Source organism: Roseibium sp. MMSF_3544, from assembly GCF_030732845.1.
Lineage (GTDB): Bacteria > Pseudomonadota > Alphaproteobacteria > Rhizobiales > Stappiaceae > Roseibium.
The window spans coordinates 82153-104588 of the sequence record NZ_JASHKA010000006.1; the positions used below are offsets into that span (position 1 = coordinate 82153).

Consider the following 22436-nt stretch of genomic DNA (forward strand, 5'->3'; position numbering starts at 1 on the left):
GTTCAGTTTCCTGCGTTTCGGGCAGCCTTGAGAGCGCCTTCGAGCAGGACAAGTCCCTCTTCAAAAACGTCATCGGAAATCGTGAGGGGATTGAGAAGGCGGATCGTATTGGCGTGGACACCGCAAGAGAGCAGCACCAGGCCGGCGTCAAGCGCCGCCTGAGTGACGCGCTTGGTTGCGGCAGCGTCCGGGGTGTCGCCGCCAGCGTCGGAAACGATGTCGAATGCGACCATTGCACCGGGCCCACGGATTGCAGAAATGGGCACAACATCGTTTCTTTTCGAGATTGCTTCGAGCCGCGTCTTGGTCCGCTCTCCCAGTTCATTGGCACGATCGACGAGCTTTTCTTCCGCTATCACGTCCAGAACGGCAAGGGCAGCGGCACAGGCCATCGGACTGCCGGCATATGTGCCGCCAAGTCCGCCGGGCTCTGCTGCCTCCATGACATCCGCCCGGCCAATGACGCCCGAAAGCGGAAATCCGCCGGCCATCGACTTGGCAACAGTCATGAGGTCGGGGGAGACGCCGGAATGCTCGATACCGAACATCTTGCCGGTGCGGGCGAACCCCGTCTGAACCTCGTCGGCAATCAGCAAGATGCCGTGCCGGTCGCAGATCTCGCGCAAGTTTTCAAGAAGCTCCGTGGGGGCCGGGTGAAAACCGCCTTCGCCCTGGACCGGCTCAATGATGATTGCAGCGACGTCGTTCGGACCGACATCTGCACGGAACAGATAATCGAGTGCGTTGAGTGCGTCCGCCACACTTGTGCCGTGCTGAGGAACGGGGAAGGGGACGTGATAGATACCCGGCGGCGAGATGCCGAACTTGACCTTGTACGGGGCGACTTTCCCGGTGAGTGCCATGGTCATTGCCGTCCGGCCGTGAAAGCCGCCCGAAAAAGCGATGACACCCGGTCTGCCGGTGGCGGCGCGCGCTATCTTCACGGCGTTCTCCACCGCTTCAGCGCCGGTTGAAAACAGGATTGCCTTTGCGCTTTTGATCGGCGCCAATGCCGCCAGACGCTCGCAGACCTTCACGTAAGGTTCGTAAGGCAAAATCTGAAACGCGGTGTGCGTATAGGCATCGAGCTGCCTCTTGACGGCTTCGATAACCTTGGGGTGGCGATGACCTGTGTTCAGAACCGCAATTCCACCGGCAAAATCAACGTAGCGGTTTCCCTCAACGTCCCAGATCTCGGAATTGGAAGCGTGGTCGACGAATTTGGGATATGCGGTTGCTATGCCGCGCGGAACCGCGGCGAGGCGGCGATGCTGGAGGCTATCGTTGTTCATATTCCTGTCCTCAACGGCAACTGTGATTGCCGAAGAGTAGTACCGGATGAAACCCTTCTGGTAGCAGATTGATTATGATACTGTGGTGCATCCAATGCACCACAGGTCAAATCCTCAATGCCAGCGCCAGTCAGATCAAGACCGCCAAAAAGCGTCCGTTTTGACGCGGAGCGGCCGCTTGCCGGACGGTTGCCGCCACTCAACATGCTCAGGGCGTTCGAGGCAGCCGGGCGAACCGGCAGCATGCGGAAAGCGGCCCACGACATCGGCATCAGTCACACGGTTGTCAGCCGGCATATTCGGAATCTGGAAGCCTGGATGGGCTGGAAGCTGCTCAACGCCGGGCCGCGTGGGATCACACTGACGCAGGAGGGTGCGACTCTGTTTTCGGTCGTAACGAACGCGTTTCAGTCGATTGCAGGCACGTCTGCCCAATTGAGGTCGAAGGCGGGGACGGATGCCTTGCATATCTGGTGCATTCCAGGTCTTGCAACGCGCTTCCTTACGCCGCGCCTGGATGATATCCGCCAGTCCGTTTCGTGTGGCGAAGTCCTGCTGCGGGCAATCGACCGAATGCCGGATTTCAGCCGCGCGGAAGCCGACCTCATGATCGGCTTTACTGATTTTGATCGCCTGCCGGATGGTGCGATACCGTTGCTGCAGCCGCGCATGTTTCCGGTTGTCAGTCCGGCGTGGCTGGACGTGAATGGCAACCCTTCATCGCTGGAGGACCTCACACGCCAACCGCTCATTCATGAAGAGTCTTACGAACAATGGGCGACCTGGTTCAAGAAGGCCGGACTTGCAATCAATCACAGTTTGACCGGCCCTCGGCTTTGGGATGCAAATCTTGGATTTGATGCGGCTCTCGCCGGGCAGGGGATTGCCCTGACCAGCAATTTATTGGCCGCACGCGAGCTGGAAGACGGACGGCTTGTCGAACTGTTTGAGACCGACATTCGTGTCGGCGGGTATTTTCTCCTGAAGCGGCCATCGAGCGTTGCGGACGAGCAATTGCAAAGATTCCAGTCGTGGATCGAACGCCTGATCCGTGAGGCAGAATGACCGGTGCCTTTGGAGGCTTGGACAACCGCCTGCGGGAAGACCTTTCTGACTTTCTGGCAACAAAAGCGTCCTTGGCAAATGCCTTCCGGAAACAAAAAAGCGCGGCTCGGCGACCGCGCTTTCCAGGTTTGATGGCAGGCTTCAGGCTCAGTGCCGGTTGGGCCGCAGTAATTTCCAGATCATGGGCATGAGCGCTGCGGCAAGGAGCAATTTTGCGGCATCGCCAAAAAGGAAAGGCGTCATGCCCCATGCAAGGACCGGCTTGTCCCACCCGACAATTGTTCCGAGCCAGAGCAGACCTGGAATGTAGATAAGGACGTTTCCAAGAAACATTGCCACGGCAGCGGTGAAGAAGTTGCGGTCGAACCCTCGCTCTGCAAGGTAGCCGACAGCTCCTGCCGCGAGAAGATATCCCAGCAAATAGCCACCTGTCGGGCCCATCATGTAGGCAAGTCCGATCCCTTTTTCCGGTGTGCCCGCAAAGACGGGTAATCCGGTCATACCCTCCGCAAGATAGAGCGCAATGGTTGCAACGCCGAGCCGCATTCCGAACGCCATTCCGATCGCAAGAATCACGAATGTCTGCATCGTGATCGGGACAGGATAAAAGGGCACCTGGATCTTTGCTGACATCCAGAGAGCCGCGCTGCCGAGGATTGCGAGCACCACATTGCGCAGGAGGGTGTTGTCTGTTTGCCAGAGGCGGTCGGCAAGCGTTGTGTGCGTTTGTGTGTTGATCATAACGTCTGTTCCTTTCCCGTCAGGCAAACGTTTGCCGGATACTGTCGAGTGTCGCTGCGCGTACCCGGCGTGCTGAAAGTGCCGTATGCATGTTGACCCTGACGAAGCGGGTCTCGGTGTGAGGCTGGAGTTGTCCTATCAGGTCCATATCGGCTGAAATCACGGTTCCGACCATGAAGTAACCGCCCCCGGAGACCGCATCCCTGTGCAGGATGATCGGTTCCGTTCCGCTGGGGATCTGGATCGAACCATAGGGATAGCAGGCATCGGTGATGTTGGACGGATCCGACCCTGCCCCGAAGGGCGGCTCCCGGTCCACAAACTCAATCGGAGAACCGCCCTGAAAGCGATATCCCATCCGGTCGGCTTCGGACGCCACTTTCCAGCTGTCACTGAAGAACCGGTCAAGGGACTCTTCTGTCACCCGATGGACATAAAGCCCGGGCAGGACACGAAGCTCGGCAGGGTTGCCGGGCATCCGTCTGAGGTTCCGGGGGACACTCGTTCCCTCCGCCACATTGCGAAAATCGCGACCGACCGGGATCGCGTCGCCGGGCTGAATGGCGCGGCCGTCGATCCCGCCGAGAGCGCCAATGGCGTATGTCGAGCGGCTGCCGAGATTTGCCGCGGTGTCAATCCCGCCGGCAACGGCAATATAGGCGCGAGCGCCGGCGCGAAGGTAGTCGAAGCTGAGCACCTGGCCTTTCCTGACCGACAGGGTCGTCCAGGTTTCCCTGGCCTCACCGTCGATTTTGGGTGGCAGCTCGGCCCCAGTCACGGCGATTTGCGTGTCCTCGGTAAATTCAAGCTCTGGGCCCATGAACACGGCTTCAAGACAGGCAGCCCCTTCGTCATTGCCGACGAGCATGTTTGCGGCACGCAGTGCCAGCCGGTCCATAGCGCCGCCGACCGGAATCCCCAGATGGTAATAGCCCGGGCGACCGAGATCCTGAATGGTGGTCGCAAGGCCTGCTGATTTGACATTAATCGGCATTGAGAACCTCCAGCAGTTTGGCATTGGTGCCGTCGATGTCCCGGTTGAATTCATCGAGCGAGAAAACGACTTCGCGAATGCGGGGTGCGAATGTGTTTGCTTCGACTTCGCTGAGGTTTTTGTCGTATTCCTCACGCGTAATCGGCTTCCATTTCACAATGTCTCCCGGCTTGAAGAACACCAGGAAGTCTTTCAGATAATTGACCTTTTGCTCCGGGTCGTAGATCGGCATCGGCGTGATGCCGAACATCTGGTACCCGCCGGCACCCCTGACCGAATAGATGCAGGAAAAACAGCCGCCATACCCAACCGTCAGTTTCGGCGTATCCGTGCGTGGGCGAAGGTATTTCGGAACCTGGATCTGCCGGTCCCGGTCGACCATCTGGTACAGGAACGGCAGTCCCGAAACGAAACCGACCATGGACACGAACCATGGTGAGGCCGAATGCGCAGTGACGAAGTCGTCGACACTGTCGTAGCCGTTGATCCGGGCCGCGTATTCGATGTCTGTTGCGTTCGGGTCCTGATGCCTTTCCCGGAACCGCATCAGCGTTTCGTGTGTCCAGGGGTCCTGGTAGTAGACCGGGATTTCGATGATGCGGGTGTTGAGTACAGCTTCCGCCTTGTCGGCAATCTCTTCCATCCGTTTCAATTCGTTCATCAGATCGTCGGGATGAATGACATCCGGATCGAACTTGATCTGAAACGAGGCATTGGCCGGACAGATTTCCGTGACGCCCTTGATGTCGGCATCCCGGACGGCATTGGTCATTGAGAGCGCTTTGAAAAACGCCTCGAGAGACATTTCCTCGCTCACCTCCACGAAGATATGCTCATCACCTCCGAACGTATATCTTGAGCTCATGTGGACCTCCCTAGTGCCCTGAGAGTTTGTCGGAATTGGCTTCGAGCCAGGGTTCGAGCCATTTCGTGTGCACGGACCCGGACAGGACATCCGGTGTCTCGGCGAGGGCCGTGAACAACGGCGCCGTGGTCTTGAGATCGCCAAGTCCAAGCTCGCCGATCGCGCGTTTCAAACGAATGATGGCTTTCTCCCGCGTGTCCGCGTTGACGATCAGTTTGCCAAGCAGGGAGTCGTAAAATGGCGGGATCTGGTAGCCTTGGTAGAGCATATGATCGAAGCGCACACCGGGACCTCCCGGCACGCGCAGATCGCCGACCACACCCGGGAATGGCATGAAGTTGGCCGCCGGGTCTTCGGCGTTGATCCGAACTTCAATCGCGTGTCCGCGGAAGGAGACGTCCTCCTGGCGGATTGACAAGGGCTGCCCGTCCGCGACCTTGATCATCTCCGCGAGCAGGTCAATGCCGGTGATGCTCTCCGTGACAGGATGTTCGACCTGAATGCGGGTGTTCATTTCGATGAAGTAGAAGTCACCGCTGATATCGTCGTACAGATATTCGATCGTGCCGGCGCCGCAGTATTTCACCGCTGCGGCGAGGGCGACCGCTGACGCGCACAAACGCTCGCGCACATCAGGTGTCAGGGCTGCCGACGGCGCTTCTTCCCAGACCTTTTGCCGGCGGCGCTGCAAGGAGCACTCCCGCTCAAAACAATGAATGAAATTCTCGCCGTCACCGAGGATCTGTACCTCGATATGCCGGGCACGTTCGATCACCTTTTCGAGGTAAAGTCCGCCATCGCCAAACGCGGCCGATGCTTCGGACGACGCCTGGGGCGCCAGCGTCATGAATTCCTCGGCGCTGTTCGCGATCCGGATACCGCGTCCACCGCCCCCCGCCGTTGCCTTGATCATGACAGGGAAGCCGATCTGCTGTGCAAGGGCGCAGGCTTCTGTGAGATCACCGATTACACCATCGCTTCCGGGCACGGTCGGTACGCCGGCTTCCTTCGCCGCCTTGCGTGCCGAGGCCTTGTCACCCATCCGGCGGATCACGTCGCCACTCGGTCCGACAAAGCTTATGCCTGCGGCGGCAACGGCATCGGCAAACTCTGCGTTTTCAGCCAAAAATCCATACCCTGGATGAATGGCATCAGCACCTGTTTTATCTGCTGCGGCAAGTACGGCCGCCACATCGAGATAAGATTTCTTTGCAACCGGCGGGCCAATTTCGACGGCTTCATCCGCCAGTTGAACGGCAAGCGAGGTTTCGTCTGCGGCGCTGTAGACCTGGACTGTCTTGAGACCCAGCTCCTGCGCTGCGCGAATGATGCGCACCGCGATCTCGCCTCTGTTTGCTATCAGGATTTTGGTCAGGGACATGACGGCTCCGATCAGACTTCGATCTCTGCCAGAACCTGTCCCGGCATGATGGCTTCCTCGTTGTCCGCCTGGAAGGACGTAATGGTTCCGTCCGCGTCGGCGACAACTTCATGAAAGGACTTCATGACCTCGATCAGGCCGATTACGTCACCCTTGGCGACGCTGTCTCCGGCTTCCTTGTAACTTGGGTCATCTGGCGACGGCTTGCGGTAGAAGATGCCGGGCATCATCGCCCTGACTTCGTGAATTGCCATGTCTGGAACTCCCCTCTTGTTGGAATGACACCAGCCGGATCAGGCTGCTTTGATGTGGTCAGCAAGGGCGGCCCTGGTCGCCTTTGCGATCTCGACAACATTCGGCGTGTCAGAGTGAATGCAGATCGTCTGTGCTTTCACCGGAACATCGTTTCCGGTGTTGGACGTCACCTTGCCCTCCGTCACCGCACGCAGGGCTTTCTCGCCGACCGCCATCGGATCAAGTTCGGGATGTTCCCGCGTGATGATGAGGTTGCCCTCGGCGTCGTAGTCGAGATCAGCGAAGAACTCGGCCACAAACTCGAGCCCGCGCGCCGTATAGATTTCCTCGTGAAGCGTTCCGCTCAGTCCGAAGACCGGGACACCATAGATTTCGCAGGCATCGCAGATAGCGTGTGCGATGTGTTCGTCGCGCGCGGCCATCCCGTAAAGAGCTCCGTGCGGTTTCATATGGTTGAGCTTCAGCCCGGCAGCATCGAGAAAGCCCTTGAGCGCACCAATCTGGTAAAGAACGATATTGGCCATCTCAGGCCGGTCGATCTTCATTTCCCGCCTGCCGAAACCGGGCAGGTCGGGGAGTGAGAAATGGGCTCCAACCTTGACCCCGTACCGTGCGCATAATTCGACGGTTTTGCGGATGTGGTTCGGGTCCGAGCCATGAAAGCCGCAGGCAATGTTTGCTTCGGTGATGTAGGGCATGACGGCCTCGTCATTGCCCATCTTGTAGATGCCGAAGCTCTCTCCCAAGTCGCAATTTATTGTGGTTTTCATGTCCGAGCTCTTAGTCTTTGAGTGAGGCGACGTAGCGCAAACGGATCTGGTCGGCGATGACGGCAAGGATCAAAAGCCCGCCGAGAACCACCGTTTGCAAATAAGATTCAATGCGCGCCAGGTTCATGCCGTTCTGGACGAGACCGATGAAGAGGGCTCCGAGGATGACGTTCTCCAGTCTGCCGACACCGCCGCGCAGGCTCACGCCGGCGATCACGCAGGCGGCGATCGATTCCAGCGGCATGGAGGCACCGATATTGGCTTCACCCGTATCGAGACGCGCCGTCAGCAGCATTCCGGCAACCGAGGCCATGCCGGCACACATGATGTAGGTCCACAGTAGGGTTGCCCTGGTGTTGATCCCGGAAAGCGCCGCCGCTTTGGTGTTGCCGCCAACGGCATAGATGAACCGGCCGAACGGTGTCCGGTAGAGATAGATGAAAAGCAGGATTGCCAGGATCACGGCGACATAGATTGGCGTATGGATGCCGAGAAAGGACCCGAAGCCGAAGATGTCGCCGAAGGTCTGAGGCATTCCGTAGACCGGTGTTCCACCCGTCAGAAACAGGGCAATACCGAAACCCACGGAGGTCATGCCGAGTGACATCATGAAGGGTGATACGCCGAAAAAGGCGACGCCGACACCGTTGCAGACCCCGATCAGCGTTCCGGCCGCGATGCCTGCAAAGCAGCCAATGAGAATGGCAAGCCAGACGGCGTCAGGCATTGCCGCATAAGCGGCGGCCATCGTCATGGCGCCGACAACCGAGGTCACGGCAAGCGTGGTCCCGACGGACAGATCGAAGCCACCGGTCAAGAGCGCCAGCATCTGGCCCATGGAAACAATCGTCAGAAAGACCGATTGTCTCAGAACATTCAGAAGATTGCGTCCTGTCAGGAAGTTGTCCGACATGAACGTGAAAACGACAACCGCGATGACCAGCAGAAACGGAAGGATCCCGAGCCTGACAAAAAGCCGTTTCGGCAGATCCGCCCAGTTCATCGGGCTTGCTGCAGAGTTATCAGATGAGACGGTCACTTAAACCTCCTCCCGTTCAAAGAAGTGGGCCAGAACATTTGCTTCGGTGATGTCGTCTCCGGCGAACTCTGCCTGGACCTCGCCCTTGTATAAGACGTATGCTCTGTTGGTCAGATGAAGGATCTCCGGGAGATCAGACGAAATCAGAAGAATGGCTGCGCCGTTTTCGCAAAGCTCGGCAATGAACTCGTAGATCGCCGCGCGCGTGCCGACATCGACGCCGACGGTCGGCTCGTCAAAGACAATCAGGTCGAATTCACGCGTGAGGCTGCGGGCAAGCATGAGTTTTTGCTGGTTGCCACCCGAAAACTGTCCGGCCAGCCGCTCAATTCGCCGTGGCGAAAGATTGAGGCGATCCGCGAGGTCGGATGTAACCCTGTTTTCAGCCTTTATGTTCAGGAAGAGCCCGTTGCTCAACGGGCTGTTCATCAGGGATGCGAGACTGATGTTTTCGCGGGCCGGCCGCATCATCATCAGTCCGTCCGAACGCCGGTCTGACGGGAGATACATGAAGCCGCGTTTGAGCATCTCCCGCGTCTTGGGTGACAGGACGGTCTGACCCTTGAACCGGATGTGACCGCTTTCTATTGGGAAGGACCCAAAGCAGGCCTGGGCAAATTTAGATTTTCCCGATCCGACGAGCCCTGCGAAACCCACGATCTCGCCGCGCCGGACAACAGCCGAGGCTCCGTTAAGGCCGCCTGCTCCCGGGGTGTGCAGGTCTTCCACTTCGAGGATGGTCTCACCCGGACTATAGGCAACGGCCGGAAAAATCTGACCAACCACCCGGCCCGTCATCAACTCGACGAGACGGTCTTCGCTGGTTGTCTTTGCGTCGACAGTATCGATGTACCGGCCGTCCCGCAGGATCGTGATGCGATCACCGATCTCTCTGATTTCGGCCATGCGGTGCGTGATGTAGATGATGCCGACGCCGCGCTGTTTCAGCTTGTTGACGAGTTTGAAAAGCTGTTCGGTCTCGTGATTTGTCAGCGAAGCGGTCGGTTCGTCGAGAATGAGGACCGACGGATCAGTCCGGAACGCCTTGGCGATTTCCACCATCTGTTGCTCGGCGCGTGTGAGATGGTCCACGCGTCGTCCGGGCTTAAGGTGGAAATCAAGGCTTTTGAGGATCTCTTCGGCCTTTCGCTTCTGCTCCTTTGAGCGAAGGAAACCGGCCTGCGTTGGTTCGGCCCCGAGGAACATGTTCTCGGCAACCGTCATTTGCGGTATCAGCGAGAACTCCTGAAAGACGGCGCTGATGCCAAGATCCCGTGCTTCGTGCACGCTGCCCAAATGAACTTCCTCACCATCAAACAGGATCTTGCCACTTGTCGGGTGGTTGGCGCCCGCGAGCATGGAAATCAGCGTGGACTTTCCGGCTCCGTTTTCTCCGAACAGAATGTGGACTTCACCACTGCGCAACTCGAAGTTCATTTCGCTTAGCGCGCGAATGCCCGGATAGTCCTTTGTCAGACCCTCGGTCCTGAGGAGCGGATGCGCGCTTGAACGCGCATCCTCCCCGGTCGCCCGAGTGGGTTCTGAGGCGAGGTGGGTCATTTTCAGTCGACCCGGAACACTGGCTTGAAGCTGTCAGGCGCGAGGGTCGACGTCGCGTCGAACTCCGCCAGATTGCCCTGGTGAACGACATAGAGTTCCGGTCCGACATGTTTTTCGAACGGTTCGCCCTCGAGCGCCCGCACCGCGATGTCGACCGCGATCCGTCCTTGCAGAACGGTCGAGTCTGTCGGGGCGGCAAGTATCTGGCCCCGCTTCAGGCCCTGGGCGACGCCCGGCGTGAAGTAGTAGGAGGCGACCTTGATCTGATCCGTCAGGCCGCGGGATCTCAGGATCGGAATGGCAACTTCGGCAGTAACGGCAGTGCCGACAATATAGGAAAGGTCAGGATGCGCTTCGAGCGTGTCCTCGACCAGCTTTGCCTGGACTTCCTTTCCGGTGTCTCCGTACTTGGTTTCGACCAGCTCGATATCGCTGCCTTCGATTGCCTTGGCGAAACCGGCGTTTCCAGCTTCGACCCAGCCGGCACCCGACGGACCGGGGAACCAGGCAGCTTTGACCTTACCTGAACCGGAGGGATGAATCTTGGCGAGGTATTCACCGGTTTTAGCCCCCATTTCACCGAACGAAACCAGAGACTTCGCCGTGATTTCGTTGGACGAAATGCCGTTGATGACATCAATGACAGGGATGTCCTTTGCTCTGACTTCCTGGATGACGTTGTTCAGGCCGTCTGCGGAAATGGCGCCGATGATGACCGCCTCCGCGCCGGCTGATACGCAATCCTCGATTTGTGAGATCTGCTTGTTGAGTTCGGTGTAGCCACCCGCCTCAACCACTTGCATCTTGACGCCCAGACGCTTGGCTTCTTCGGTAACGCCATAATCCACACCCAGCCAATACGCGTCCTTCATGTGCGGGAAGGAGACGCAGATTTCCCAGGGTTTGGAGGCTTTTTCGAGGGGGACGTAAGACATTTCCCGCCTCGGGCTGTCCATGTCGAATGCAGGCTCCCAGACTTGAACCGGAACAGGATACCAGTCTGCGGCGGCGGGAATTGTAAAAGATGCAAACGTAATTGCCGTTGAGGCCAGCAGGCCCGCTAATGTGCGTTTCATGGGTTCATGTTCCCCTTGCTTGAATGCCTGGAAGATGTCGAATTCCTCGGCCCGGCGGACCTCATTCAGGGTCTTCTGCTGCGGACATCCAAGCTTATGAAGGGAGTTAAGATATTGTAAAATATAAAAATAGATAAACTAATATCTGAAAAACAGATAATACGGTCTGATTGATCCCGCGCCTGTCAGTTTGCTCAGGTCACTTCGAATTTTTTGTAAGTATCTGAAAAAAATAGCTTAAATAACGAATGCTTTCATCAATTGGTCTTTTCCATGGTTTTTGAGGCATCACTTGTGGGATGGTGAATTGAGATTTTGCTATAAGTCGAATCGGAAAATCAGATGGATCTTTCTCTCAGACAAATCCGCTACTTTCTCGCCGCTGCGAATGCCGGTCAGATTTCAAGAGCTGCAATGGAGATCAACGTCTCCCAATCGGCGATCACAACGGCGATCAAGTCTTTGGAAGACGTCATTGGGACAAGTCTGTTCGAGCGTCATGCGGGAGGCGTTTCGCTGACCTATGAAGGCAATTTGTTTCTGGAACATGCCCGGCATATCACCGAGTCGGTGGAGGAGGCTATCCGGATACCGCGCCGGATCCGGGACGATGTTAAAGGCTCGATCAATCTGGCAGTGACCTACACGATGTCGGGATACTTCCTGCCGCCGTTTCTAGCACGCTTCTCGCGTGCGTTTCCGAATGTCCAGATCAATTTGTCAGAGGCCGATCGCCCTTCCATCGAAGAAGGGTTGATGACAGGCGGTTTCGACCTCGCTGTCATGCTCACGTCGAACATCGTCAATCACGAGGGCTTGTCACACGACACTTTATGGAAGTCCCGGCGCAGGCTCTGGGTCGATGCGCACCACAAGTTTTTGCAAAAAACATCCGTCACGTTGCAGGAAGTTTCTGAAGAGCCGTACATCATGCTGACTGTCGATGAGGCCAGCAACACGGCTCAGCGCTATTGGAACAGAACGCCCTACAGGCCGAATGTCGTCTTCCGGACTTCGTCAACAGAGGCGGTGCGCAGCATGGTCGCCAATGGAATGGGGGTCTCCATTCTGTCCGATTTGGTGCACCGTCCCTGGTCGCTGGAGGGACGACGGGTCGAAGTGATCGAGATTACCGATGCGGTTCCCACCATGGATGCAGGTGTCGCCTGGTGCAATGCGCGTGAACCGGGTGAGGCTGCAAAGGCATTTCTGGACTTCATGCATCTTGGCATGGGCGCGAACCAGCCGCACAACTTCCCTGGCAGCGAAGTGCGGTCCCGAATGCCTTGATGGAGGCCGGTAACGGTGCCCGGGTCTGACCCAGATCTGGAGATCTGCCGCGACGGTAGTCAAAAACTCATTGAGCTTTCTGATGGAGAGGGCCTTCGGAACCCTACCGGAATTGTGGGAACCAAAGATCAGATCGTAATCGTGGACGGGAATCAGGTGATTTCCACTTCGACCGACGGTACCGTCGCTTGGCGCAAAAGCCTCGATGAGGACGGTGTTTTCTTCTACGATATCGAAGCACTGGACGACGCAACGCTCGTTGTCAGCGATTTCGGGCGCGGGGTCTTTGTGCGTGTAGCGTCGGACACCGGCACTATTCAGCCCTATCTTCCGGAAATCCAAATCAGTGGCCTCGCCCGTTTCGAACTGGACGGCGACAAGATCTTTGCAGCGTCGTGGGGTGCTGACGATGCCTGGGACAGCGCTATCTATCGTGTCTCGGATCTAGATGAGATTGCGGTGTCCGAAAAGCTTTCGGATGGTTTTGGCAATCTGGAATCTGTCGAAGTGATTGACGGGCAAGTGATCCTCGGCGCCTATCGCGGGCATGAAGACCATCAAACAACCAAGCTCTTGAAACTGGACGCCAGAGAGATAGTAAAGCCATTGCAACTTGGCTCGGACACGCAAGGCGTTTCGGACATCTATTTCGATGGCAAGAGAGTGTGGCTGACCCATTTCTATGACGCATCGTTTTCAGCGCACCCAGCCGAACGTGTGTCGGTCGTGCGACGAGATAACTGACGCCCCGCCAGGTGGAACAGCGTTCCTGCACCAGTCTAAATTCAAGTGTCGTTGCGCTTCACTAAATAACTGGAAGTTCGCGTGGCGCCCGCTCTGTCAGGAGCTCGGCGCCATGCGCACGCACGACAATGTTTTCTTCATGGACCATGACGCGGCCGCCGCCGTAACTCAGCGAAGGCTCCAGTGTCAGGACCATGTTTTCTTCAATGACCGTTTCGTCAAAGGCGGCGTGCGAAGGCCATTCGGTGAGCTGCATCCCCAGTCCGTGCCCGAGACGGCCAACGTCACCCCCCTGATTGTCCAGTTCTTCAATGACGGCCTGCATCGTCGCGAAAAGTTGCCGGCAAGTGGTTCCAGCTCGAGCTGCGTTAATGCCCGCCTCGGTCGCCCGCCACAAGACGTCGTAGGCGCGGCGAGATGCGTCATCCGCGCTCCCGATGGCAAAGTTGCGGTCGAAGTCGCAAAAATATCCGTCCCAGGTGGCGCCCGTGTCCAGCATCAGGATATCGCCACGGGTCAAGGGCCGGCTTGAGGGTGGTGAGATCACATCATGGTAGCCGCCCTGATCCGCTCCCCCGACGAGGTAAGGAACATCATCTGCACCTTGTGCAAGACATTCGCGCCGGAAGGCGCGGAACAGGTCTTCAATGGCCAGTCCTTCTTCTGCCAACTCGGGAACTCTCGCGAATGTCCGCGATCCGATGCCGCAAATATGGGAAATTTTCTCGATTTCCCTTTCAGACTTGACCATGCGCAGGCCCCTGACAAGTCCGGTCGCATCCGCAATCGTCAGGCCCGGAAGGCCATCTACCAACCGTTCGTAGTCGCCCAAAGGCATGCGCAGCGAAGTTTCATGACCCTTCATCACACCGATGGTCTTGCGCGCATCGGCGAGAGGCGCGAGCAACTCCGTCAAAAGACTCAGGCCGTCATCGTCAGGCCTGGGAGCGCTCCAGGTTCGGATATCGTCCAGCCACGTGGTGCGCATGAGTTCTGCGCCAATTTCAGGGATAACGGCGACCGGTTTGCCGGTCAGCGGGACAAAGACAAACCAGGGCCGGGTCGGACTTTGCCAAAACAAGGTGTGAAAGCCACTGAAGTAGCGAACTTCTGCTTCGCTCATGAGCAACAGACCGTCCAGGCCCGACGCGCGCATTCGTGCCTGTGCCTGGTCCGTCCGTGCTGCAAATTCCGCTTCAGAAAATCCGCGTGAAGGTACTCGGGTCACTTGTTGTCCTTTCGCGCAGGCAGCCTGTCACGAACAAGCTGCACCCAGAATTCCGCGCCGATGGGCAGCAGTGCATCGTTGAAATCGTAGTCCGAAGCGTGGAGCGGGCGGCCGTTCGCGCCGGTCTCGCCATTGCCCATCAACAGGAAACAGCCCGGCACCGCGGCAGAGAAATACGCGAAGTCTTCGGAAAAGCTCATCGGCAGGCGATCCCTTACAATTTCACAGCCTGCGGCTTCGGCGGCCCGATAGACAGCGGTCGTTGGCTCCTGTGCGTTGATCGTTTCGATGAATTCGGTAGCACATTTCACCTTCACGGAGACATCATGGGCCGCGGCGACGCCGTCGGCGATCTGTCGCATGAACGTTTCCACGGCAACCCGGTCTTCGGGCGATCGGGCGCGGTAGTCTCCCTTCAGAGTAGCCCGCCCGGGCAGAACATTGCGCTGCCCATCCGTCAAAAACTCAGTCACGGACACGACCGCACCGGCGCCCGGCGGCAGCTTTCGGGCAACAATTGTCTGCAGCGCGAGGACAAGTTCTGCGCCGACGGTGATCGCGTCGACACCCATCTGTGGCATCGACGCATGTCCGCCACGACCCTCTATTTCGATTTCAAACAGGGTTTCGCTGTTGCAGATGATGCCGGTCCGGGTTGAGACCTGACCGGTCGGAGCGCCCGGGAGATTGTGGATCGCATAAATTTCGTCTACCGGGAAACGTTCCAACACGCCTTCGTCGATCATCGCCTGGGCTCCGAGCCCATGCTCCTCGTTCGGCTGGAACAGGAACACGACCGTGCCGTCAAAGTCCGGACACTCCGAAAGGCGTACAGCCGCACCCAACAGCATCGTCATATGACCATCGTGGCCGCACGCATGCATGACGCCGGGCGTATCTGACGGATAATCGTGAGTGGACATTTCGGGAATTGGCAGCGCGTCCATATCTGCGCGCAGTGCAATGGCACGGTTTCCCTGGCCGCTGCGCAGGACACCGACAACACCGGCGCCTTCGTGGACCTCAAGACCGAGCGCGCGCAATTCGCGCGCGATTTCGCGCTTGGTTCTCGTCTCCTGAAATCCGAGCTCAGGATTACGATGAAAGTCTCGCCGGCGCTCCGTCAGACGTTGCTCAAACGCGTTCATGGTATGGCTCCCGTCCCATTCGTCTTTAATTACAACGTCCCACCAGGTGGGCGGCGTCGATTTTGATCTGCTTTTGACGAAAAACATTGAGCTTAGGGCAAAATACGATCAATTTCGGAACATGGATGAGAAAGATCTGGAAATCTTGCGCCTTGTTCAGCGCAATGCCCGCATGACGGCGGAGGCGATCAGTCAGGACGTGGGCCTGTCCCCGCCGGCGGTGCAGAAACGTCTGAAAAGGCTTCGTGAGACCGGGGTGATCGAAAAGGACATTGCCGTTCTTTCACCCTCGCGCATCGGTCGCGACATGACAATTATTGTTGACGTTATTCTGGAGCGTGAAAGCCGCCGGCATCTTGATGAGTTCAAACGCAAAATGCGCAACGCCCGGTGCGTGCAGCAGTGTTATTACACGACCGGCGAGGCGGACTTTATGCTGATCCTTACCGTTCAGGACATCAAGGAATATGAAGAGTTCACCCAGGAACATTTCTTCGATGAATCAAACATAAGCCGGTTCAAAACGTCAGTGGTGATGGACAGGGTCAAGGTGTCGCTCGACGTTTTGTAAGCTCAACGCAGTCTCTCCGGAATCGTGGCAATTTTGACTGCTGGAGCTGGAATTGTTTGTTCTCAGATTTCCAAGAGCGCAGTCAACCGGATTAGTTCAGTCACAACGGCAGATCTGAACGTTGGCCGGTCTTCTTTGCTAAAGCCTATTCGGTCAGCATCAGCAATTTCGTTGGTTTCGACGATTTCTTTCGTCTTGAAGCATCCTGGCGATGAAAATAGTCAAGAAAGCCTAGGTATTTGAGAATTGGAATAATGTGGACGTGCTAAATTGCGACGCATGAAACATCCAGACACTCTCGATTTTGAACCGGATTTCATGCGAGCTGCCGCATTCTTTCGGTCGCAGAAAAACTATGCGGTTTCACCGCTGCGACGATTGCAGGGACCGGGCGCGTATTCTGTTTGGGCCAAAGACGAAACCGATCGGATGGGCCTGGGAGCCTTCAAGGCACTTGGCGCCCCTTATGCCGTCGCGCGGTTGGTGGGGGATGCCTGGTTTGAGAAGACAGGTGAGATCCTCACACCTGCGCGGCTCACGGATGCGGATGTGCGTGAGGTCGCAAAAACGCAAACCTTTGTTTGCGCGAGCGCCGGCAATCATGGTCTTGGAGTGGCCGCTGGTGCGCGGCTTGTGGGTGCCAAATCACGGATCCATCTGGCGAGAACCGTTCCTGTAGGCTTTGCCGACCGGCTGCGTGCACAGGGCGCGGAGGTGGTCCGGTCGGGCGATGTCTACGACGACAGCGTGGCCGCCGCGATCGTTGACGCCGACCAAAGCGGTGCAACGTTGCTCGCCGACGGGACATGGCCCGGATACACCGAGATACCGAAATGGGTGATGGAAGGCTATTGCGTCATCGCCGAGGAATTACGCGTCGCATTCGAGGCCAACGGCCAATGGCCGACGCATGTCTACTTGCAGGCCGGTGTCGGTGGTCTTGCCGCCGCGATGGCGCATATGATCCGGCTCAACTGGAGCGTTCAGCCGAAGTTGATTGTTGTTGAACCGGAGGCCGCGGCCTGCCTGAAGGCTAGCCATGAAGCCGGTGTTGCGACCCGGTCCGACGGTCCGGACTCGAACATGGGCCGCCTGGACTGCAAGGAGCCCTCTATCGTCGCCTGGCAGGCGCTTGAGCGCTGCAACGTCACCTATGAGACGCTCACCGAAGAAGACGGGATGGCCGCGGCAGAGGCCGTCACGAAACTGGGCATTGCCACCACGCCGTCGGGCGCCGCAGGGTTTGGCGCCCTATGCAAACAGCTTCCGCAGGTGGCGGCCGGCAGCGGTTTCTTGCCGCTTGTCATTATCTCCGAAGGCCCGGCCTGACTTGCCTGTTGATTGAATCACACTTCGGACGCCGGCCTGGTCTTCGCAACTAGGTGTCTTGGAGAGTTGGGGCTGCGTTTTGCTCCGCACGCTGGTTGCTTCGAACGCGTGAAGACCCTCGCCTGCGCACGGTCGAAATCGCTGCGCCCGATAAACCGGGTCTCATCACGTATTTTCTGTCTTTGATCGAAAATGATCATTTAAGGTCGTTTTTGATCATATCATGCATTATGCCTCTATCAATCTGATCAATTCAGATGATATCGGAAGATCCCGGGAGGCAAAATGATCAAGAAGCAACGCCAAAAACGCATACTCGATATTCTTCGCAAGGAAGGTGTTCTGGATCTGAACGATCTGTCACGGACCTTGCCGGAAGTGTCGAAGGTGACGCTTCGCCGGGATATTGCCGAACTGGCGGACGCTGGCGCCCTGAAGAAGACCCACGGCGGCGCGGTCTTGCCGGATGCCGATCTGGTCGGTGCCAACAAAGCTCAGGTCGAAACACCGGAGAGTGACTTCGCATCCCTGGTTGACCGCCTCGACGCGATCATCCTGCCGCCCATTACCGGTCGCGGTGCCGATGCTTTGCGCCGCCAGGTCATTCGGCGTCACATTCCCTTCGTTGCTGAAAGCGCCCTTCAGCTGGGCGGGGCTTATCTGGGGCCGGACAACCGCAAGGCCGCCATGGAACTTGGTGTCGAAGCTGCCAGGAACGCGGGGGAGCAAGATATTTCGCTGCTCATCGTCGGCCAGCCCGAACTCACAAACACCAGAGACCGCGCGCAAGGGTTCGAAGACGGGCTGAAAGACCGGTTTGAGGGTTCTGTTGCCACAACGCATGTGAACGGGCAGGGTCGGTACAAGACGGCATACCGGGTCGCGCTCGATGCGCTGAAGGCACACGAGGACATTTCCGTTGTCTTTGCCGTGAATGATCATTCCGCAGTTGCAGCGATTGAAGCCGCCGACGCACTGGACCGCCAGATAGCGGTCTATTCGACAGGAGGTGAGTCTGCTGACTTTTTGAAGCGGCTTGGTCAAAATGGGCCACTGAAAGCGGTCGCGGCTTTCTTTCCGGAAGTTGTCGGCGCAGTTGCTATTCGGAACATCATCGCGGACGCCACCGGTCTGCAGTCGCTTCAACCGACACAGACACCGCACGCAATTCTGACCGCTGCCAACCTCTCGTCCTTCTACGATGCGGAAACCTCTTCGCTCTTGCCCGCTTGCCGCGATGATCTTCTTTCGCGCATGCAAGGTCCGCAGGCGCTGCCGAGAGCCAATCTCAAAATCGGTTTTCTGCCCCATTATCCGGCTCACGACTGGTACAGGATCATGATCCAGTCCATGCGCGAGACCGCCGCGCTTCACGGTTGTGAACTGGTGATTGCTCCGCCGCATCATGGCATTGCGGCAGAGCTGTCCCGTCTGCGGCGCGAGATCGCAACGCTTGCAGCGGACCGGATCGATCAAGGATCGACCATAATTTTGGGAGAAGGCGAAGCAACGCTGCTCCTTGCGGAGGAAATCCGCTCCCGCTGCCATCACCACAGCGAAACCCTTTCAGGCCTTACCGTCATCACCAACTCCCTCGATGTCATGCATTGCCTTCAGGGAGTGGCGTCCCTGAAAATCATCATGACGTCCGGTGAATATCAGGCCGCGGACCGCTGCCTGGTTGGGCCGAGCCTTGGCGCGCTCTTTGAACTGATGCGTGCAGACGCGGCGTTTTTGTCCGTTTCAGGGGTATCGCCTGAGTTTGGCATTACCCAGGTCGATGAGCGTCTGGCGCTCGCCGGCTCCCGCTTTGTCAAAGCCGCACGCCGGACAATCGTCCTGGCCGATCACACGCTGGTTGGCAGCGATGCGAACTACCGGATCGTTGGCACGGCACAAATCCATGAAGTCATCACCGACGACGGCGCCCTTTTGGATGACCGTCAACGGCTCAGAGCTGTTGGTGTCGAGGTTCTCATCGCCGGAGAGGAAGCCGAGGACCCGACGCTGCCAGCATCTCAACCGGACCTTCGGGCGGTTCAGCACGGCTAGGTCTTTCAATCACTCGGGAGGAATGAAATGAAACAAACACTCTTTGCTGCCGTTGCAAGTCTTGCGCTTCTTGCCGGAACTGCGGCTCAGGCGGAAGAAGTCACACTCAAGTTCTGGGACAACCAGCAGACCGAAAGCGGTCTTTCGGATGTTCAGCAGGAGGCTGTCGACCGGTTCATGGCTGAAAACCCGGATATCAAAGTGGAAGTGACGACCATTCCTTATCCGGAGTACCAGCAGCGTCTGTTGACGGCAGTCCAGGGCGGCAATGCCCCCGATATTGCGACACTTGACCAGATCTGGGTCGCGGCCTTTGCCGAGGCTGGTGCTGTAAGCGACCTGACGGACAAGGCGAAGGAGAGCGGCCTTGAGCGCAGTCAGTTCTTTGGCGGCGCCTGGGACTCCGCAGTTTACAAGGATGCTCTTTACGGCGTTCCCTTCAACGTCGATGTCTGGCAGTTCAGCTTCTACAACAAGGATCTACTGGACGGTGCCGGTATTGATCCGCAAAGCCTGGCCAGCTGGGAAGGGCTTAAGGCCGCTTCCGAGAAACTTACAGGTGACGGCAAATTCGGTGTCGGTCTCTTTGGGCACCGCGGTGAAGACACCGTCGTGGTTGTCAATTCCTTCATCTTCTCCAACGGCGGCGAGGTCCTTGATGCGGCCGGAAAATGTGCGCTGAACCAGCCGCCTGCTGTCGAGGCCATGACCTACCTGCAGGACCTTGCACAATACGCTCCGGAAGGCATCTTGAATGCGAATTCCGGCAACATGCGCGAACTGTTTCTCAACGGCTCGCTGGCTGTCGAATTCTGGCCCGCGCTTGAGCAGCCGACGCTTCAGAAATCCGACATCAACTGGGGGTTCGTGAATGGCACGGCTCCGGAAGGCAAGCAGGCGATCGGGACCTATGGCGGCTGGAACCTGGCGGTGTTTGAATCGTCCGAGCACAAGGATGCTGCCTGGAAGTTCATCGAATTCATGGTGCGTGAAGACGTCAACGGTGACGTTGTCGACCTGATCCCGGCGAACAAGGCTGCCGCGGAGAAATTCCTGGCCGAAAACCGCGAAGGTCCGCAGCAGATCATCGAGCATCTGTCGCTTGCGAAACCGCGCCCGCTGTCGGCTCGTTATCTTGAAGTGGCGGAAATCCAGATGACCCTTTTCCAGGATGTGTTTGCCGGCAAAGAAGTCCAGGAAGCGGCCAATGCCGCCTGCTCTGAAATCGATGCTCTGAACTGACGCGCCGCAACAACTGTCGTCCGGCGGCTCAGGCCGCCGGCGTCTTTTCAAAACGCATTGTTTGAAAGTTCGTCATGACCAGTTCGGACCAGCGGCTCGTTTGGGCCTTTCTTGCTCCGACCCTGCTGCTTTTGGGCGTATTTCTTTATTACCCCATGATCGGCACGGTGATTGAAAGTTTCTACGACACGTCCTTCATTTCGCCGGAGCCGCGGTTTGTCGGGTGGTCCGTCTACGAGAAGGTCCTGTCTTCGCGCGCCTTTCCTGAAGTGGTCTGGAACTCCATCATGTGGACGCTCGGTGTCGTGCTGCTGCAAAACCTGCTCGGCTTCTTCACCGCGATGCTTTTGAACCAGGGGCTGCCCGCCCAGGGAATGACGCGCGCACTGGTGCTTCTGCCGTTTGTTCTGCCGGGCGTCGTCACCGCGATCTTGTGGCGGTTCATGTACGATCCGCAGCTTGGCCTCATCAATTCGATTCTGATCCGCCTTGGTGTTCTCCAGGAAAATGCCGCCTGGCTGGCATCATCGGACACCGCCATGGCTGCCGTCATTTTCGTCGCGGTGTGGAAGGGGTTCCCGTTCTCGATGCTGATCTACCTGGCAGCACTTCAAAATGTCGACAAGAGCCAGCTGGAAGCTGCCACCCTGGACGGCGCCGGTCCGGTGCGGCGCCTGATAGATGTGACGTTGCCGGCCATCAAGGATGTCATCCTTGTCAACATCGTGCTGACGCTGATCCTGACCTTCAACTATTTCGACATCGTCTGGGTCATGACACGCGGGGGACCGCAAAACGCGACGCACATCTTCCCGACCAAGATATTCGAAACCGGCTTCGGCCAGTTCCGGTTCGGAGAGGCGGCCACCTATGGCGTGTTCTCGATCCTGGTTCTCGCTGTTCTTGTCGCAATCTACATCATCGTGCAGCGTTCGGCTGCGGCACGGAGGCCGGTCGGATGAAGCAAAGCGCTGCCACACGCTGGATGCTGATCGGTTTCCAGATCCTGCTTGCACTCTTTGTGCTGCTGCCGTTTTTCTGGATGCTGTCGGTCAGCCTGAAGCCGGCCACGGAACCGTTCGCCATTCCGGCAAGGCTGTGGCCGCAGGCACCGACACTGGAGAACTATGTCACTGCGTTTCGCCCGGAATTCAGAACCTATTTCATGAATTCCATGATTGTCTCCGGCGCGTCGGTGCTGATCACGGTGTCCCTTGGCCTGCTGGCTGCCTATTCCTTCACCCGGGGACGTTTGCTTGTCATCACGGCATTGATGGGCCTGGTCGTGCTGGCGCAGATGTTTCCGCACTCCGCCATCATCATTCCATTCTACAAGCTGATGCGCAGCGCGGACCTCCTCAACACCTATGCGAGCCTCATTCTGGCTTACGTGTCGGTGACGCTGCCTGTCGCGGTCTGGATGCTGCGCGGCTTTCTGCAGAAGTTGCCCGTTTCCCTTGAAGAGGCTGCGGCAATCGACGGTGCGGCGCCTTTGCGGATCTTTTGGGAGATTGTCGTTCCCCTTGCCCGTCCGGGCATTATCGCAACCGCAGTCTATGTGCTGATCGTGACCTGGCAGGAGTTTCTGTTCGCGCTCTCCTTCACGTCGACCAAGGAAATGCGGACGTTGCCGGTCGGACTGAACGATTTCATCGGTCAATATGGCATCCGCTACGGTGAACTGATGGCCTCTTCAGTCATGGTTTCCGTTCCGGTGATCGCGGTTTTCTTCTTCCTTCAACGCTATTTCGTTGCCGGACTGACGGCCGGTGCAGTGAAGGGATAGGTGCGATG

Annotated in this window: 21 protein-coding genes; 9 read left to right on the plus strand and 12 right to left on the minus strand. The window is 57.7% G+C overall.

Annotated elements, in window-relative coordinates; genetic code table 11:
- Positions 1 to 2 precede the first annotated feature (2 nt).
- On the minus strand, positions 3 to 1292 hold the full coding sequence (gene gabT, locus RBB47_RS10545; protein WP_305985751.1) for a 4-aminobutyrate--2-oxoglutarate transaminase: 1290 nt from the start codon (positions 1290 to 1292) through the stop codon (positions 3 to 5).
- 117 nt (positions 1293 to 1409) lie between these two features.
- On the opposite strand from gabT, the gene RBB47_RS10550 reads away from it, so the two are divergent.
- Entirely contained in the window at positions 1410 to 2357 is a 948-nt protein-coding gene (locus tag RBB47_RS10550; RefSeq protein ID WP_305985752.1) for a LysR substrate-binding domain-containing protein, read from the plus strand.
- 147 nt (positions 2358 to 2504) lie between these two features.
- On the opposite strand, the gene RBB47_RS10555 is transcribed toward RBB47_RS10550, so the two are convergent.
- The 9 genes from RBB47_RS10555 to torT are packed head-to-tail and all read right to left on the minus strand — an operon-like array spanning position 2505 to position 11038.
- Positions 2505 to 3098, minus strand: a complete 594-nt coding sequence (locus tag RBB47_RS10555) for a biotin transporter BioY (RefSeq protein ID WP_305985753.1) — start codon at positions 3096 to 3098, stop codon at positions 2505 to 2507.
- Between the two features lie 19 nt (positions 3099 to 3117).
- A complete protein-coding gene (locus RBB47_RS10560) occupies positions 3118 to 4092 on the minus strand; it encodes a biotin-dependent carboxyltransferase family protein (protein ID WP_305985754.1) in 975 nt (324 codons plus the stop codon).
- Positions 4082 to 4957, minus strand: a complete 876-nt coding sequence (locus RBB47_RS10565) for an allophanate hydrolase subunit 1 (protein ID WP_305985755.1) — start codon at positions 4955 to 4957, stop codon at positions 4082 to 4084. The genes RBB47_RS10560 and RBB47_RS10565 overlap by 11 nt, the downstream gene beginning before the upstream one ends.
- A 10-nt stretch (positions 4958 to 4967) precedes the next feature.
- Positions 4968 to 6338 carry an acetyl-CoA carboxylase biotin carboxylase subunit gene (locus RBB47_RS10570; protein WP_305985756.1) on the minus strand — a complete coding sequence of 457 codons (1371 nt, stop codon included), beginning with the start codon at positions 6336 to 6338 and terminating at the stop codon, positions 4968 to 4970.
- A gap of 11 nt (positions 6339 to 6349) precedes the next feature.
- Positions 6350 to 6592, minus strand: a complete 243-nt coding sequence (locus tag RBB47_RS10575) for an acetyl-CoA carboxylase (RefSeq protein ID WP_305985757.1) — start codon at positions 6590 to 6592, stop codon at positions 6350 to 6352.
- Between the two features lie 39 nt (positions 6593 to 6631).
- Complete coding sequence (locus RBB47_RS10580) at positions 6632 to 7363, minus strand: LamB/YcsF family protein (RefSeq protein ID WP_305985758.1); 732 nt, start codon at positions 7361 to 7363, stop codon at positions 6632 to 6634.
- Between the two features lie 10 nt (positions 7364 to 7373).
- The gene (locus tag RBB47_RS10585; protein WP_305985759.1) at positions 7374 to 8402 is read right to left on the minus strand and encodes an ABC transporter permease; all 1029 of its coding nucleotides are present in this window, start codon (positions 8400 to 8402) and stop codon (positions 7374 to 7376) included.
- Entirely contained in the window at positions 8403 to 9962 is a 1560-nt protein-coding gene (locus tag RBB47_RS10590) for a sugar ABC transporter ATP-binding protein (RefSeq protein ID WP_305985760.1), read from the minus strand.
- 2 nt (positions 9963 to 9964) lie between these two features.
- Positions 9965 to 11038 (minus strand): TMAO reductase system periplasmic protein TorT, encoded by a 1074-nt coding sequence (torT, locus tag RBB47_RS10595; protein ID WP_305985761.1) that lies wholly within the window; start codon positions 11036 to 11038, stop codon positions 9965 to 9967.
- Between the two features lie 342 nt (positions 11039 to 11380).
- On the opposite strand from torT, the gene RBB47_RS10600 reads away from it, so the two are divergent.
- On the plus strand, positions 11381 to 12328 hold the full coding sequence (locus RBB47_RS10600) for a LysR family transcriptional regulator (RefSeq protein ID WP_305985762.1): 948 nt from the start codon (positions 11381 to 11383) through the stop codon (positions 12326 to 12328).
- A 15-nt stretch (positions 12329 to 12343) separates the two neighbouring features.
- Positions 12344 to 13072, plus strand: coding sequence for a hypothetical protein (locus tag RBB47_RS10605; protein WP_305985763.1), 729 nt, complete (start codon positions 12344 to 12346; stop codon positions 13070 to 13072).
- 61 nt (positions 13073 to 13133) lie between these two features.
- On the opposite strand, the gene RBB47_RS10610 is transcribed toward RBB47_RS10605, so the two are convergent.
- Together RBB47_RS10610 and RBB47_RS10615 are read right to left on the minus strand one after the other, a co-directional pair.
- Positions 13134 to 14300: a Xaa-Pro peptidase family protein gene (locus RBB47_RS10610; RefSeq protein ID WP_305985764.1), complete on the minus strand. Its 1167-nt coding sequence runs from the start codon at positions 14298 to 14300 to the stop codon at positions 13134 to 13136.
- Entirely contained in the window at positions 14297 to 15448 is a 1152-nt protein-coding gene (locus RBB47_RS10615; RefSeq protein WP_305985765.1) for an amidohydrolase, read from the minus strand. Before RBB47_RS10615 ends, RBB47_RS10610 begins: the two co-directional genes overlap by 4 nt.
- A 121-nt stretch (positions 15449 to 15569) precedes the next feature.
- Here RBB47_RS10615 and RBB47_RS10620 point away from each other — a divergent pair, with 121 nt between their 5' ends.
- The 6 genes from RBB47_RS10620 to RBB47_RS10645 all read left to right on the plus strand — a co-directional run bounded on the left by RBB47_RS10620 (position 15570) and on the right by RBB47_RS10645 (position 22428).
- Positions 15570 to 16019 carry an Lrp/AsnC family transcriptional regulator gene (locus RBB47_RS10620; protein ID WP_305985766.1) on the plus strand — a complete coding sequence of 150 codons (450 nt, stop codon included), beginning with the start codon at positions 15570 to 15572 and terminating at the stop codon, positions 16017 to 16019.
- 279 nt (positions 16020 to 16298) lie between these two features.
- Entirely contained in the window at positions 16299 to 17348 is a 1050-nt protein-coding gene (locus RBB47_RS10625) for a pyridoxal-phosphate dependent enzyme (protein ID WP_305985767.1), read from the plus strand.
- A gap of 285 nt (positions 17349 to 17633) precedes the next feature.
- Entirely contained in the window at positions 17634 to 19400 is a 1767-nt protein-coding gene (locus RBB47_RS10630; protein ID WP_305985768.1) for a substrate-binding domain-containing protein, read from the plus strand.
- Between the two features lie 27 nt (positions 19401 to 19427).
- Complete coding sequence (locus RBB47_RS10635) at positions 19428 to 20642, plus strand: ABC transporter substrate-binding protein (RefSeq protein ID WP_305985769.1); 1215 nt, start codon at positions 19428 to 19430, stop codon at positions 20640 to 20642.
- Positions 20643 to 20716: 74 nt separating this feature from the next.
- On the plus strand, positions 20717 to 21604 hold the full coding sequence (locus RBB47_RS10640) for a carbohydrate ABC transporter permease (RefSeq protein ID WP_305985770.1): 888 nt from the start codon (positions 20717 to 20719) through the stop codon (positions 21602 to 21604).
- Entirely contained in the window at positions 21601 to 22428 is an 828-nt protein-coding gene (locus tag RBB47_RS10645) for a carbohydrate ABC transporter permease (RefSeq protein ID WP_305985771.1), read from the plus strand. The genes RBB47_RS10640 and RBB47_RS10645 overlap by 4 nt, the downstream gene beginning before the upstream one ends.
- Positions 22429 to 22436 lie beyond the last annotated feature (8 nt).

Excerpts from the sequence above, each read along its gene's own strand:
- RBB47_RS10600 (WP_305985762.1), top strand. The coding sequence starts at position 11,381 with ATGGATCTTTCTCTCAGACAAATCCGCTACTTTCTCGCCGCTGCGAAT.
- torT (WP_305985761.1), bottom strand. The coding sequence starts at position 11,038 with ATGAAACGCACATTAGCGGGCCTGCTGGCCTCAACGGCAATTACGTTT.
- gabT (WP_305985751.1), bottom strand. The coding sequence starts at position 1,292 with ATGAACAACGATAGCCTCCAGCATCGCCGCCTCGCCGCGGTTCCGCGC.
- RBB47_RS10645 (WP_305985771.1), top strand. The coding sequence starts at position 21,601 with ATGAAGCAAAGCGCTGCCACACGCTGGATGCTGATCGGTTTCCAGATC.
- RBB47_RS10570 (WP_305985756.1), bottom strand. The coding sequence starts at position 6,338 with ATGTCCCTGACCAAAATCCTGATAGCAAACAGAGGCGAGATCGCGGTG.
- RBB47_RS10625 (WP_305985767.1), top strand. The coding sequence starts at position 16,299 with ATGAAACATCCAGACACTCTCGATTTTGAACCGGATTTCATGCGAGCT.
- RBB47_RS10615 (WP_305985765.1), bottom strand. The coding sequence starts at position 15,448 with ATGAACGCGTTTGAGCAACGTCTGACGGAGCGCCGGCGAGACTTTCAT.
- RBB47_RS10550 (WP_305985752.1), top strand. The coding sequence starts at position 1,410 with ATGCCAGCGCCAGTCAGATCAAGACCGCCAAAAAGCGTCCGTTTTGAC.
- RBB47_RS10590 (WP_305985760.1), bottom strand. The coding sequence starts at position 9,962 with ATGACCCACCTCGCCTCAGAACCCACTCGGGCGACCGGGGAGGATGCG.
- RBB47_RS10630 (WP_305985768.1), top strand. The coding sequence starts at position 17,634 with ATGATCAAGAAGCAACGCCAAAAACGCATACTCGATATTCTTCGCAAG.
- RBB47_RS10640 (WP_305985770.1), top strand. The coding sequence starts at position 20,717 with ATGACCAGTTCGGACCAGCGGCTCGTTTGGGCCTTTCTTGCTCCGACC.
- RBB47_RS10560 (WP_305985754.1), bottom strand. The coding sequence starts at position 4,092 with ATGCCGATTAATGTCAAATCAGCAGGCCTTGCGACCACCATTCAGGAT.
- RBB47_RS10580 (WP_305985758.1), bottom strand. The coding sequence starts at position 7,363 with ATGAAAACCACAATAAATTGCGACTTGGGAGAGAGCTTCGGCATCTAC.
- RBB47_RS10565 (WP_305985755.1), bottom strand. The coding sequence starts at position 4,957 with ATGAGCTCAAGATATACGTTCGGAGGTGATGAGCATATCTTCGTGGAG.
- RBB47_RS10575 (WP_305985757.1), bottom strand. The coding sequence starts at position 6,592 with ATGGCAATTCACGAAGTCAGGGCGATGATGCCCGGCATCTTCTACCGC.
- RBB47_RS10555 (WP_305985753.1), bottom strand. The coding sequence starts at position 3,098 with ATGATCAACACACAAACGCACACAACGCTTGCCGACCGCCTCTGGCAA.
- RBB47_RS10620 (WP_305985766.1), top strand. The coding sequence starts at position 15,570 with ATGGATGAGAAAGATCTGGAAATCTTGCGCCTTGTTCAGCGCAATGCC.
- RBB47_RS10635 (WP_305985769.1), top strand. The coding sequence starts at position 19,428 with ATGAAACAAACACTCTTTGCTGCCGTTGCAAGTCTTGCGCTTCTTGCC.